General features: G+C 71.6%; 10 protein-coding genes. 7 read left to right on the forward strand and 3 right to left on the reverse strand.

The annotated features are described in order from the left end of the window. Nucleotides 1-42: 42 nt before the first annotated feature. The 6 genes from K1J60_RS41610 (at nt 43) to mptB (ending at nt 7,359) form a co-directional block, all read left to right on the forward strand. Entirely contained in the window at nt 43-774 is a 732-nt protein-coding gene (locus tag K1J60_RS41610; RefSeq protein ID WP_078937039.1) for a FadR/GntR family transcriptional regulator, read from the forward strand. Beyond that, the gene (locus K1J60_RS41615) at nt 771-2,219 is read left to right on the forward strand and encodes an amino acid permease (protein WP_220650744.1); all 1,449 of its coding nucleotides are present in this window, start codon (nt 771-773) and stop codon (nt 2,217-2,219) included. The genes K1J60_RS41610 and K1J60_RS41615 overlap by 4 nt, the downstream gene beginning before the upstream one ends. A gap of 8 nt (nt 2,220-2,227) precedes the next feature. Further along, nucleotides 2,228-3,280: an asparaginase gene (locus K1J60_RS41620; protein WP_220651943.1), complete on the forward strand. Its 1,053-nt coding sequence runs from the start codon at nt 2,228-2,230 to the stop codon at nt 3,278-3,280. A gap of 183 nt (nt 3,281-3,463) precedes the next feature. After that, a complete protein-coding gene (aspA, locus tag K1J60_RS41625) occupies nt 3,464-4,876 on the forward strand; it encodes an aspartate ammonia-lyase (RefSeq protein ID WP_220650745.1) in 1,413 nt (470 codons plus the stop codon). Beyond that, nucleotides 4,876-5,796: a glutaminase gene (locus K1J60_RS41630; protein WP_220650746.1), complete on the forward strand. Its 921-nt coding sequence runs from the start codon at nt 4,876-4,878 to the stop codon at nt 5,794-5,796. Before aspA ends, K1J60_RS41630 begins: the two co-directional genes overlap by 1 nt. A gap of 174 nt (nt 5,797-5,970) precedes the next feature. Next, a complete protein-coding gene (gene mptB / locus K1J60_RS41635) occupies nt 5,971-7,359 on the forward strand; it encodes a polyprenol phosphomannose-dependent alpha 1,6 mannosyltransferase MptB (protein WP_220651944.1) in 1,389 nt (462 codons plus the stop codon). 178 nt (nt 7,360-7,537) lie between these two features. Here mptB and K1J60_RS41640 read toward each other — a convergent pair whose 3' ends face one another. Both K1J60_RS41640 and rho read right to left on the reverse strand, forming a co-directional pair. After that, nucleotides 7,538-8,764 carry a D-alanyl-D-alanine carboxypeptidase family protein gene (locus K1J60_RS41640; protein ID WP_220650747.1) on the reverse strand — a complete coding sequence of 409 codons (1,227 nt, stop codon included), beginning with the start codon at nt 8,762-8,764 and terminating at the stop codon, nt 7,538-7,540. A gap of 80 nt (nt 8,765-8,844) precedes the next feature. Then, the gene (rho, locus tag K1J60_RS41645) at nt 8,845-9,996 is read right to left on the reverse strand and encodes a transcription termination factor Rho (RefSeq protein WP_220650748.1); all 1,152 of its coding nucleotides are present in this window, start codon (nt 9,994-9,996) and stop codon (nt 8,845-8,847) included. 384 nt (nt 9,997-10,380) lie between these two features. Between rho and K1J60_RS41650 the strand changes: the two genes are divergently transcribed. Continuing rightward, nucleotides 10,381-12,165 (forward strand): alkaline phosphatase family protein, encoded by a 1,785-nt coding sequence (locus tag K1J60_RS41650; RefSeq protein ID WP_220650749.1) that lies wholly within the window; start codon nt 10,381-10,383, stop codon nt 12,163-12,165. Nucleotides 12,166-12,213: 48 nt separating this feature from the next. Here K1J60_RS41650 and K1J60_RS41655 read toward each other — a convergent pair whose 3' ends face one another. After that, nucleotides 12,214-13,800, reverse strand: a complete 1,587-nt coding sequence (locus K1J60_RS41655; RefSeq protein WP_220650750.1) for an alpha-amylase family glycosyl hydrolase — start codon at nt 13,798-13,800, stop codon at nt 12,214-12,216. Between the last annotated feature and the right edge of the window lie 4 nt (nt 13,801-13,804).

Consider the following 13,804-nt stretch of genomic DNA (forward strand, 5'->3'; position numbering starts at 1 on the left):
CCCCCTTGACAGCCCCCTCCGGTCACCCGCAGGATCACCCCCGTGAACCTGTCAGACAGCCAGACAGGTGGCTCGGCACCCCGGCGCGTCAGCGCCATGGAAGCGGTGCTCACCCACCTCCGCGACGCCATCGAGCGCGGCAAGTACGCCATCGGGGACAAGCTCCCCTCGGAGGCGGAGCTCTGCCGACAGCTCGAAGTGAGCCGTCCGGTCCTGCGCGAGGCGCTGCGCGCCCTCCAGGTGATGGGCCTGACCCAGTCCCGCACCGGCAAGGGCACCTTCGTGATCGCGAACGCCGTCGAGGACCCCACCTTCGGCGACTACGCGGCCAGCGACCTGCTGGAGGTGCGCCGCCACGTGGAGATCCCGGTCGCCGGGTACGCGGCGGTCCGCCGTACCCCGGAGAACCTGGACCACCTGGCCCACCTGCTGGACCGGATGGAGCGGGAGACCGACACGACCGCCTGGGTCGCGATGGACACCCTCTTCCACCTGGCCGTGGCCGAAGCCGCCCAGAACCCGGTGTTCCGCCGGGTGATCGAGGAGATCCGGGACGCGCTGGCCCGCCAGTCGGCCTTCCTCAACGAGCTGGGCGGCCGGCGCGAGCAGTCCAACCGTGAGCACCGGGCCATCGTCGAGGCGCTGATCGACGGTTCCGAACACGACGCGGTGGAGGCGATGTCCCACCACCTCGACCGCGTCGAGACCACCCTCACCGACATCGTGCGTTCCCCGCGCACGGAGAGTTCCACGGAAGGCGGACCCGAGGCGTGAGCGAGCAGTCCCTCGAGAAGGACGACGTACGGGCCGGGCAGTCGCCGGCTCACGTCGACGCCGGAGACGCCGGCTACAGCAAGTCCCTGAAGTCCCGACACGTCAACATGATCGCCATCGGCGGAGCGATCGGCACCGGCCTGTTCCTCGGCGCCGGCGGACGTCTCGTCGACGCGGGCCCGTCCCTCTTCATCGCCTACGCGGTCTGCGGAGTCTTCGCCTTCCTCGTCGTCCGCGCACTCGGCGAACTGGTGCTGTACCGGCCCTCGTCGGGCGCCTTCGTGTCCTACGCCCGGGAGTTCCTCGGCGAGAAGGGCGCGTACACGGCCGGCTGGATGTACTTCCTGAACTGGGCCACCACCGGTATCGCCGACATCACCGCGGTCGCCCTCTACACCCACTACTGGGGCATGTTCTCCGACATCCCCCAGTGGGTCATCGCGCTCATCGCGCTCGGGGTCGTCCTCGCCGTGAACCTGATCTCGGTGAAGATGTTCGGCGAACTGGAGTTCTGGTTCGCGATCATCAAGGTCGGCGCGCTCGTCACCTTCATGGTGATCGGCATCTTCCTGCTGGTCACCCAGCAGCCCGTCGACGGCCACACCCCCGGCCCGTCCCTGATCACCGACAACGGCGGCATCTTTCCCAACGGTCTGCTGCCCATGCTGCTGATCATCCAGGGTGTCGTCTTCGCCTACGCCTCCGTCGAGCTGGTCGGCGTCGCGGCGGGCGAGACCGAGAACCCCGAGAAGATCATGCCGAAGGCGATCAACTCGATCATGTGGCGCGTCGGTCTGTTCTACGTCGGCTCCGTCCTGCTCCTTGCGATGCTGCTGCCCTGGTCCTCGTACAAGGCCGGCGAGAGCCCCTTCGTCACGGTGCTCTCCAACATCGGCGTCCCGGCGGCCGGCGGCATCATGAACCTGGTCGTGATGACCGCGGCCATGTCCTCGCTCAACTCGGGCCTGTACTCCACCGGCCGCATCCTGCGCTCCATGGCGATGGCGGGCTCCGCCCCGAAGTTCACCGGCGTGATGAGCCGCAACCAGGTTCCCTACGGCGGCATCCTGCTCACCACTGGTATCTGCGTGCTCGGCGTCGGACTGAACTTCGTGGTCCCGGCCGACGCGTTCGAGATCGTGCTCAACTTCGCCGCGATCGGCATCATCTGCACCTGGGGCATGATCATGATCTGTCACCTGGTGTTCTGGCAGAAGACCGAGAAGGGCGAGCTGACCCGGCCGAGCTACCGGCTGCCGGGCTCCCCGTGGACCGAACTGGTGACCCTGTTCTTCCTGGCGTCGGTCCTCGTCCTGATGTACGCGGACGGCGGCGCGGGCCGCACGACCGTGCTGTGCCTGCCCCTCATCGTGCTGGCGCTGATCGCGGGGTGGTTCGGCGTACGTCGCCGGGTCGCCCAGCAGTCGGCCGGAGTGAAGAAGTGATCCACGCAGTGACGTACGACCCCACGACCACCGGCGCCGCGGCGATCCCTGCGGCTCCGGTGGCCGCGGCCCCCGCGATCCGGGAACCGCTCCACGCCCCCGTCGCCCACCTCGTACGCGGAGGTGTCATCGAGGGCATCCACCACGGCTCCGTCGTGGTGCTGGGAGCCGACGGGGAGGTGGAACTCCAACTCGGCGACATCGAGGCGGCGTTCTACCCCCGGTCGGCGCTCAAGCCGGTCCAGGCCGTGGCGATGCTGCGTGCCGGACTCCCCCTGGACGGCGAACTGCTGTCGCTGGCCGCTGCCAGCCACTCCGGCGAGGAACGCCACCTCGCCGGAGCCCGGCGGATCCTGCAGCTGGCCGGCGCTGCCGAGGACGATCTGCGCAACGTCACCGACATGCCGTACGACCCGGCCGTCCGGGACGCGTGGATACGCGAGGGGAGGCAGCCCTCCCGTCTCGCGCAGAACTGCTCGGGCAAGCACGCGGCCATGCTCTACACCTGCAAGCTCAACGGCTGGTCCCTGGACGACTACCTCGACCCGGCCCACCCCTTGCAGCAGGCCATCGCCGAGATCGTCGAGGACCTCACCGGGCAGGCCATCGCCCGGGTGACCGTCGACGGCTGCGGCGCCCCCCTGTTCTCCGTCTCCCTGCACGGCCTGGCCCGCGCCCTCGCCCGGGTCACCACCGCCGCCGAGGGCACTCCCGAGCGCACGGTCGCGGACGCCATGCGCGACCACGCCGAGATGGCCTCCGGCACCGGACGCGACGTCGCCGAACTGATGCGGGCGGTGCCCGGACTGCTCACCAAGGACGGCTTCGAGGGCGTCCAGGTCGCCGCGCTGCCCGACGGCCGGGCCGTCGCCGTGAAGATCTCCGACGGTGCCGACCGGGCCCGGGTCCCCGTCACCGCCGCGGCCCTGGCCCGCGCCGGCGTCGATCCGGCCGCCCTCACCGCGTTCGCGGGCGCCCCGCTGCTCGGCGGCGGCCACGTCGTCGGACACGTCCGACCGGCCAGGGCGCTCGACCCGCTCGCGGAGACCACGGACGGCTGAAGCCGCTCGCGTCCCACTCGTTCGACCTCCGGGTCCGCCCATGGATCCGACGGAGATCTGAACCCCTGGCCCCCGCGATCTCGTCTCCCTTCGAACCGCCCTCCGACGGCGCGACCCCACAAGGGCCGCGCCCGACGAAGGCGGCCATCCGCACCCGCCTCAAAGAAGAGGACCCGTACCACCATGACCGCCGCAGCGACCCGCAGCGAACACGATCTGCTCGGAGACCGTGACGTCCCCGCCGACGCGTACTGGGGCGTCCACACCCTGCGCGCCACGGAGAACTTCCCGATCACGGGCACCCCGATCTCCGCCTACCCGCATCTGGTCGACGCCCTGGCCGCGGTCAAGGAGGCCGCCGCCCGTGCCAACGAGGAACTCGGCCTGCTCGCCCCGGAGAAGGCCGCCGCGATCATCGAGGCGTGCCGGGAGATCCGCGAGGGCAAGCTGCACGACCAGTTCGTCGTCGACGTGATCCAGGGCGGAGCCGGCACCTCGACCAACATGAACGCCAACGAGGTGATCGCCAACCGCGCGCTGGAGCTGCTGGGCCACGAAAAGGGCCGGTACGCGCACCTGCACCCCAACGAGGACGTCAATCTCGGCCAGTCCACCAACGACGTCTACCCGACCGCCGTCAAGATCGCCACGGTCTTCGCGGTCCACGGACTGCTCAGGGCGATGGCCGTCCTCCAGGACTCCTTCGCCCGCAAGGCCGTCGAGTTCCGCGAGGTCCTCAAGATGGGCCGCACCCAGCTCCAGGACGCGGTCCCCATGACGCTCGGCCAGGAGTTCTCCGCGTACGCCGTCATGATCGACGAGGACCGCCACCGTCTTGCCGAGGCCGTCGAGCTGATCCACGAGATCAACCTCGGCGCCACCGCCATCGGCACCGGCCTCAACGCGCCGGCCGGGTACGCCGAGTCGGCCCGTCGCCACCTCTCCGAGATCACCGGGCTGCCGCTGGTCACGGCCGCGAACCTGGTCGAGGCCACGCAGGACTGCGGCGCGTTCGTGCAGATGTCGGGCGTCCTCAAGCGCATCGCCGTCAAGCTCTCCAAGAGCTGCAACGACCTGCGGCTGCTGTCCTCCGGGCCGCGCGCGGGCCTGGGTGAGATCAACCTGCCGCCGGTGCAGGCCGGTTCGTCCATCATGCCCGGCAAGGTCAACCCGGTGATCCCCGAGGTCGTCAACCAGGTCGCCTTCGAGGTCATCGGCAACGACGTCACCATCACCATGGCCGCCGAGGCCGGACAGCTCCAGCTCAACGCCTTCGAACCGATCATCCTGCACTCCCTCTCGGAGTCCCTCACCCACCTGCGCGCCGCCTGCCTCACCCTCGCCGAACGCTGCGTCGACGGCATCACCGCCAACACCGATCAGCTCCGGGCGAGCGTGGAGAACTCCATCGGCCTGGTCACCGCCCTCAACCCGTACATCGGCTACACGGCCGCCACCGACATCGCCAAGGAGGCCCTGGCCACCGGCCGGGGCGTAGCCGAACTCGTCCAGGAGAAGGGCCTGTTGCCCGCCGAACGGCTCCGGGAACTGCTGCGGCCCGAGGTCCTCGCGGGCAGCGGCGCCCAGCCGGCCTGATGGATTCCCCCGACTTCCGGGCGATCCTGGAACGCATCGCCGAGGAGATCGAACGGACCCCGGGCCGCGGCCGGCCCGCCGACTACATCCCGGCGCTCGCGGCCCGCGACCCGCGCCACTTCGGCATGGCCGTCGCGGAGCCGGACGGCACGGTGTACGGCGTGGGGGACTGGCGCGAGCCGTTCTCCACGCAGTCCATCACCAAGGTCTTCACCCTCGCGCTCGACCTGGCGCGCGAGGGTGACGCCCTCTGGGAACACGTGGGCCGCGAGCCCTCCGGCAATCCCTTCAACTCCCTGGTCCAGCTGGAGTACGAGAACGGCATCCCGCGCAACCCGTTCATCAACGCGGGCGCCCTCGTCGTCACCGACCGTCTGCACACCCGGACCGGCGACGCGGCGGGCACGCTGCTGTCCTTCCTCCGCACGGAGAGCGGCAACCCCGGCCTCGACTTCGACCCGCAGATCGCCGCCTCCGAGTCCGCCCACGGCGACCGCAACGCCGCCCTCGCCCACTTCATGGCGTCGTACGGCAACATCGACAACCCCGTACCGGTCCTCCTCGACCAGTACTTCCGCCAGTGCTCCCTCACCGCCTCCTGCGCCGACCTCGCCCTCGCCACCGCCTTCCTGGCCCGGCACGGCCTGCGCGCCGACGGCACCCGCCTGCTGACCCGCAGCCAGGCGAAACAGGTCAACGCGGTGATGCTCACCTGCGGGACGTACGACGCCGCCGGTGACTTCGCGTACCGCGTGGGCCTGCCCGGCAAGAGCGGGGTGGGCGGCGGCATCATCGCGGTCGTGCCCGGCCGTTGCACGCTCTGTGTGTGGAGCCCGGGGCTGGACGAGCGGGGCAACTCGGTGGCCGGAGTGGCGGCCCTGGACCGGTTCACGACCCTGACAGGGCTGTCGATCTTCTGACCCGCTCCCCATACAGGGCATCCGCTCCTTGTGCGGGCCCGCCACCGTCGGCTCCGAACCCGCCGCCCCGCCCGGGGCGGCGGGTTCGCTCATGGTCACGCCCTCGTACCCGCCCGGAGGGCGCGACGTCGCTTTCACGCCACCCGGCGTTGACAGCCTGACCGAGTGTTGGCCATCGCCTTTCCCGTCGACCTGCGCCGCTGCCAGGCACTCGGCCTGGCCGGATCCGCCTTTCTCGCCCTGGGAGGTGAGACCGCCGGAGCCCTGCCCGTGCGGGAGCTGCTCTCGCCGACCTCGGGGCGCGGCGCCCTGGGGCTCGTCGGCGTCTACGCCGGCATCGTCCTGCTGACAGCCGCATGGGCGCTGCTGGGCAAGGTGATACGGGGCCCGGAACCACCGACTCCCCACGCCCTGCTGCCCGTTCTGGCTCTCTGGGCGGCACCGCTGCTGCTCGCGCCTCCGTTGTTCAGCCGGGACGTCTACAGCTACCTCGCCCAGGGCGCCATGGTCGAAGCGCACATGGACGTCCACCTGCACGGCCCTGCCCGGCTCGGCGGACCGCTCGCCGACGAGGTGGCCCCGATGTGGCGGCACACCGCGACACCGTACGGCCCGGTCTTCCTCGCCCTGGCCTCCGCGCTGTCCGCCCTGACCGAGGGCCGGACACCGGCCGGGCTCATCGGGATGCGACTGGTCGCCCTCCTCGGCGTGGCACTGATGGCCGTCGCGCTGCCCCGCCTCGCCCGGTACAGCGGAGCCGACCCGGCGGTCGCCCTCTGGCTCGGCGCGCTCAACCCGCTCGTCCTCCTGCACCTGGTGGCAGGGGCCCACAACGACGCGATGATGCTGGGTCTGCTGGGCGTCGGGCTGGTGCTCGCGCGGGGCCGCTGGTACCTCGTCGGCGTCGTCCTGGTCACGCTCGCCGCGCTGGTGAAGGCACCCGCCGCGCTCGGGCTGGTGGCGGTGGTGGTGATGCGCGGCCGTACGGGACGGGTCCGGACGGCGGCGGGGACCCTGGCCGTCGCCGTCGTCACCACGGCCGCCGCCACCGTCCTGGCCGGCACGGGATACGGCTGGATCGCCGCGCTGCGCACACCCGTGTCCCCGCGGAACTGGGCGCCCACCACCGTCCTCGGCCGCGCCACCGGCACCCTGCTGCACGACCTCGGCAGCGACCTGGCCCCCCTCGCGCTCCCGGCCTGGCGTGCCGCCGGACTGCTGCTGGCCCTCGCCGTCGTCGGCCACATCTGGTTCCGGCTGCGGCCCGGCCCCGTGTACGCGCTCGGCCTCAGCCTGGCCGCCGTGGCCGCGCTGGGCCCGGCGGTGCGCCCCTGGTACGCCCTGTGGGGCCTGTTCCTCATCGCCGCCGGCGCCCGGGACGTCTCCGTGCAGCGTCGGGCCACGGCCGCCAGCGGGGTGCTCGCGCTCGCCGTCCTGCCGAGCGGGAACCCGGCGGACACCGAGCAGATCGTCCTCGCCGCGTGCGGGGGAGTGCTCGCGTTGGTGGTGCTGTGGCAGGCCGAACAGGCCTTCCGGGCGCCGGTCCTGGAGCGCACGGCATGAGCGGACCACGCCCGAGGCGGCTCTGGCGGCTGCTGCCGCTCACGGCGGCGCTGTACGGGGTGCTGTGCAGCAGCGTCGTCTGGCTGTGGTTCGACGGCGCGTCCGGCGTCGACGGCTTCGTCGGTGCCAACACCTTTGTGTGGATCACGCTCGGTCTGCTGCTGTGGCTGCCGGTCGGTCAGCCCCGGGTGAACCGGCCGTGCCTGAGCCGCAGCGCCAGGGCCACGGCCGCCGCGCCCACTCCTGCCGCGCCCGTGATCGCGCCCGCCACCGGCCAGCCGGGAACGGCCGGCTCGGCACTGCCCGCGCGGACCTCGGGCGGCGACGCGGGGCCGGCCTCAGGTGCCGCCGCCGGGCGCGGAGGAAGGAGCGAGCCCACGGCGTCCACGCGCCCGACGGCACCGAACCCCCAGTCCAGCAGGGAGCGCGCCTCCTCGTAGACGGCGAAGCCACCCCCCGACTCGGGACGCATCACCGTCACGACGAGGGTGCGCCCGTCCCGTTTCGCGGCCGCGATCAACGTGTTGCCCGCGTGGGTGGTGTAGCCGTTCTTGACGCCGATCAGCCCCGGGTAGCGCTCGACGCCGGCGCCGGTGAGCAGTCGGTTGGTGTTCTGGATGCCGTACGACCAGCCGCCCGCGGGGAACTTCGCACTGGCCGTGGCGCAGTACCCGGCGAACTCCGCGTTGCGCAGCCCGGCCCGCCCGAACACCGCCAGGTCGTAGGCGGACGACACCTGACCGGGCGCGTCGTAGCCGTCGGGAGAGACGACGTGGGTGTCCCGGGCGCCCAGGGCGCGGGCCTTGGCCCGCATCTGCTCGGCGGTGGCCTTCCAGCCGCCGTTGAGGTGGGCCAGGACGCGGACGGCGTCGTTGCCCGAGCTGAGGAAGACCCCGCGCCACAGGTCGGCGACGGTGTACGTGCGGTTCTCCTTGACGCCGACCAGGCTGCTTCCGGCGCCGATGCCCGACAGTTCCTCGCGCTTCACGGTGTGTCTCAGGCCCGCCGGGAGGCCCGGCAGCACGGTGAGCGCGAACAGGGTCTTCAGCGTGCTCGCGGGCGGCAGTCTGCGGTGCGCGTCGTGCGCGGCGAGCACCGCGCCGCTGTCGGCGTCGGCCACCAGCCACGACACCGCGGACACGTCCTGCGGCACCTCGGGCGCCCCGGCCCGGGGCCGTACCTGTGTCCCCTGCCCGTACAGGGACGGTGACTCCTGCGCGGCCTTGGCGTCCTGAGTGCCCGTCCCGGACCGGGGGCCGACGGCTTCCGGGTCGGTCGCGACGGCCAGGGCCCCGAGCGCGCAGACGGCGGCGCAGCACACGGCGAGGCGGGCCGCACGGGCAGCGCGGGCGCCACGGGGGGCGCGAGCAACACGGGAAGCGCGGGAGCGGAATCCGATGGTCATACCGCAAACGTAGGAAGGGGCGTGCCGTAGTCCGGGATGCCCGGGCCGAGCGCACGGATCGAGCACCCGGATGCCGCATGTCATGCCGTCGGCAGCGTGGGGCGCACCTGTCGCAGGAAGGTCGCGTTGTCCGGCGTGGCGCGCATGCGTTCCAGCAGTGTCTCCAGGTTCGTCTGCCCCTCGCGCGACCGCAGGGCCCGCCGCAGACCGCGCACGGCCGCCAACTCGCCTGCTGTCAAAAGGAGTTCCTCGCGGCGGGTGCCGGAGGGGGTGATGTCCACGGCCGGGAAGACCCGCCGGTCGGCGAGGGCGCGGTCCAGGCGGAGTTCCATGTTGCCGGTGCCCTTGAGCTCCTCGAAGAAGAAGTTGTCGGCGCGGGACCCGGTCTCCACGAGGGCGGTGGCCAGGATGGTGAGGGAGCCGGCCTCCTCGGTCAGCCGGGCTGCGCCGAACAGCCGCTTGGGGCCCTGCAGAGCGGCGGCGTCGACCCCGCCGCTGAGGGTGCGGCCACCGGCCGCGGCCGCGTTGTTGTGGGCCCGGCACAGCCGGGTCAGGGAGTCCAGGAGGATCACGACGTCCTCGCCCTGTTCCACGAGCCGCTTGGCGCGCTCCACGACGAGTTCGGCGAGCGCGACGTGCTGCTTGGGGGACCGGTCGAACGTCGAGGCGTACACCTCCCCCCGTACGGAGCGCCGCATGTCGGTCACCTCCTCGGGCCGTTCGTCGAGCAGGACCACCATCAGGCGGGCCTCGGGGTGGTTGGCGGCGATGGCGGCCGCCACCTGCTGCAGCAGGACGGTCTTGCCGGTCTTGGGCGGGGCCACGATCAGCCCGCGCTGTCCCTTGCCGACGGGGGCGACGACGTCGACCAGACGGCCCGTCAGGCCGCTCGCCGGGTGTTCCAAGCGCAGTCGCTCGCGCGGGTGCAGCGGGGTGAGGTCGTGGAAGTGCGGGCGGCCGCGCAGCTCTTGAGGCGTACGGCCGTTGACCCGCTCGACGTCGGTGAGGGTACGCCGACCGTCGTACACACCCTCGACGGTGTCGCCCTTGCGCAGGCCGTACCGGCGGATCAGCGCGGCGGAGACCTGGGGGTCGGAGGGGGTGGGCAGGCAGCCCTCGACGCGCAGATGGCCGTGTCCGCCCTGTCCGCCCTGTGCGGTCTCCAGGACGCCGGTGACCCGGACCGGAGGCCGAGGATGTGTGGAAGTGCGTTCGATTGTGGTGCTGGTCATGAAGGAGGGTCCTTTCGAGGACGTGGGAAAACGCGTGGGAAGCGAGGGGGAGGGCACACACCCGGAGTTCGGCTGAGCCGTGCACGGCCGCGCTTCGAGAGGCGGTCCGTGTGTCGCGGGTGGTTGTGGTGAAGCCGACGCCGATCGAGATGTCGACGGGCGGTGCGGCGAGAGAGATCTCAGGAGCTGAGCTGCGCTGAGAGGGAGCGGCACCGGCGCCCGGGAAGGGGCGATACACACGTGCCGCGATCAGCGTACCACCACCGGCGGCCGATGGTGCGGAGTTCCTTACCGACGGCTTACCGGTGGCCGTTGAACCGATCTCGGGGAGCCCCCGTACAGATGGGGGCACCGCCAGCGGTCTTCGCACGGAAGGAACGTCGCGTGTCGCTCTTCACGCGCTCCAGCCCATCACCCGACACGGACGGGACGAGCCGGCCGTCGGATCAGGACACACCGGCGAAGACCGTCGAACCCGTGCGCCGATGGCGCGGGTACCGGACGGCGTTCCGCAGGAAGTACCCCGTCGCGGCGCGGAACGTGTCGTGGGGCGTCACGGCGCTGGCCGCCGCCTTGGTGTTCTTCGCGCTGCTGATGCCCGGCAAGGTCGAGTACTTCGAGGCGCGGCAGTTCCTGCGCATACCGGTGGAGCCGATCCTCGCCGCCGCCCTGATGCTGGTGCTGCCCCGACGGCCGAGGCTGGTCGCCGCGGTCGTCGTCGGGGTCGGCTTGGCCGCGCTGGTCGTCGTGAAGGCGCTCGACATCGGCTTCAACCAGTTTCTCGGCCGGGGCTTCAACGTCGTCCTCGACTGGGGACTGCTGGACGACGCCGAGTCCTACGTCCAGGACACGCTCGGCCCGACGGGCGCGACGGCCGCCGTGGTCGGCCTCATGGTCCTGGTACTGACGCTGTTCGTCGTCATGGCACTGGCGGTGGTACGGCTCGTCGACCTCCTGGTCCGCGACCGCGACCGGGCGACCCGGGGCACGATCGTCGCCGGCACCGTGTGGATCACCTGCGCGGCGCTCGGCCTGACACCGATCGAGAACACGGCGGTCGCCTCCAGGAACACCATCGGGTTCGTGCAGGACCGTTGGGGCCGGGTCCAGGAGACCCTGCGGGACGAGGCCGCGTTCGCCGAGGAGGCCAAGAAGGACACCTTCGCCGATGTGCCCGCCGACCGGCTGCTGACCGGACTGCGCGGCAAGGACGTCATGATCACCTTCATCGAGAGCTACGGCCGCGCGGCCCTGGAGGACCCGGCCATCGCACCGGGCGTCGACGCGGCCCTCGACGAGGAGGGCGAGGCCCTGACCGAGGCCGGGTTCGCTGCGAGGAGCGGCTGGTTGACCTCCGCGACGTACGGCGGCAGCAGCTGGCTCGGCCACTCCACGTTCCTGACGGGCCTGTGGATCGACAACCAGAGCCGCTACCGCACGGTCACCGCCGGCGAACGCCTCACGCTGCCCGGCGCGTTCCACAAGAGCGGCGCCTGGCGGACGGTCGGCATCGTGCCCGGGGTGCAGAAGAACTGGCCTGAAGGCGACTTCTACGGCCTCGACAAGGTCTACGACTCCCGCGATCTCGGCTACCGGGGACCGAAGTTCAGCTGGTCGACCATGCCCGACCAGTACGCCCTCACCGCGTTCGAGCGCCTGGAGGCCGCCAAGAAGGGCGACAAGCCGCTGATGTCGGAGATCATCCTGACCTCCAGCCACCAGCCCTGGGCACCGCTGCCGGAGATGGTCGGCTGGGACGAGGTCGGCGACGGCTCCGTCTACCGGGACATCGAGAAGGCAGGCAAGGACCCCGCGGACGTGTTCACCGACCCCGTCGAGGTGAAGGAGGAGTACGGCAAGTCCGTCCAGTACTCGCTGCACAGCCTCCTGCAGTACGTGGAGAAGTACGGCGACGAGAACACCGTCCTGGTCTTCCTCGGCGACCACCAGCCCATGGCGAGCGTCAGCGGCAACGGCGCGAGCCACGACGTACCGGTCACCGTCGTGGCCCACGACCCGGAGGTCCTCGACCGGATCGACGACTGGGGCTGGTCCGACGGCCTGCGCCCCGGCGACGACGCCCCGGTCTGGCGCATGGACACCTTCCGCGACCGTTTCCTTACGGCGTACGGCGAGGAGCCGAAGGCGGCCGGCCCGCCCGCGCCGTAGAAGGCCGTAGGTGGGCGACGTCGGCGCGGGCACCGGTGTCGTGCGCGGCTAACCGTCGAGTTCGAAGATCCCGTACCCGAAGCCCCGTGCGGTGACCGTGCCGTCCGCGATCTCCACGCCCTGCCCCTCCAGGGTGCTCCGGACGGCGCGTGCGGAGGACCAACGGGCCTGGTCCCGCTGAGGGTTGACCACCACGAGATACCGTCCGCCCCGGACGTACACGAACGGATAGCCCGCGTGCAGCACCTCCACCGAGCCGCCGGGGCCCAGCTCGGGTGTCCGGCGGCGCAGGGCGATCAGGCGGTGGACGAGGTGGAGGAGCGAGGCGCCGTCGGCGCGCTGGGCGGCGACGGTCGGGCGGTCGGGGGAGGGGTCCACGGGGAGGTAGAGGCGGTCGGCGGGTGCGGTGGAGAAGCCCGCGTTCGGCGTGTCGTCCCACTGCATGGGCGTGCGGGAGCCCGCGCGGTTGTAGCCGGGGCCGAGGACGCTGCCCTCCTTGTCGGGCAGACCCGGGACGTAGCGCATGCCGATCTCGTCGCCGTAGTAGATCGCCGGGAGCGTCGGCCAGGTCAGCTGGAAGGCGAAGGCCGCGGGGAGCTGATCGGGCGTACGGGGGCCGCAGTTGAGGCGGGAGAAGTCGTGGTTGGCGGTGGGCAGGGAGACGAAGCCCGCGCCGGCGACGGCCGTGGTCGCCTGCTGCCAGGCCTCGACGAAGGGGTTCGGCGAGCCCCCGCCGCTCGCGTCGAAGAAGCAGTCGAGGGGGTCCCAGTCCTCGTGGACCGTGCCCTGGCTGTTGTTCCACAGCGACCGCAGGGCGAGGCCGTCGGCCGGGCCGCCGAAGTGGAGGAAGAAGTCGGCGTGGAAACCGGCCGGGATCGACACCTCGGGCTCGCCCCACTCGGCGAGCAGCACGGCCTCCGGGTGGGCGGTGTCCAGCCAGTGCCGCAGTTCCGTCCAGACACCGGCGGTCTCGGTCCTGTCCGGGTCGTCCTTGACGAGCGACGCGGCCATGTCGACGCGGAATCCGCAGATCCCGAGGTTCAGCCAGTGGTCCATGATCGTGCGGAGGGCGCGGCGGTTGGCGCGTGGCCCGTCGGCGTCGACCGGCAGCCGCCACGGCTCGGCCGGATTGCCGCGGGCGTAGCCGAAGTTGAGGGCGGGCTGGGAGTCGAAGAAGTTCGGGAGGTACGCCCCCGGCCGGGTGCCGGGGGAGGCGACGAACCCGTCGGGCCGGCCCTCCGCCGTCCAGATGTAACGGTGGTCGTCCGGGTCGTTCGCCGAGGCCCGGAACCACGGGTGGTCGATCGACGTGTGGCCGGCGACGAGATCCAGCAGGATCCGGATCCCCCGGCGGCCCGCTTCGTCGACGAGCCTCGCCAGGTCCTCGTTCGAGCCGTAGCGCGGGGCGACGTTCAGATAGTCCGCCACGTCGTACCCGGCGTCGCGGAACGGTGAGACGAAACAGGGGTTCAGCCAGACGGTGTCGACGCCCAGCCAGGACAGATGGTCGAGACGGTCGGTGATCCCGGGGAGATCCCCGATGCCGTCCCCGTCGGAGTCGGCGAAGGACTGCGGATAGATCTGGTAGAAGACGGCGTCGGCCAGCCAGGTCGGGGCGGGACGGAACGAAGTCATGTCC

This window comes from Streptomyces akebiae (assembly GCF_019599145.1).
GTDB classification, from domain to species: domain Bacteria; phylum Actinomycetota; class Actinomycetes; order Streptomycetales; family Streptomycetaceae; genus Streptomyces; species Streptomyces akebiae.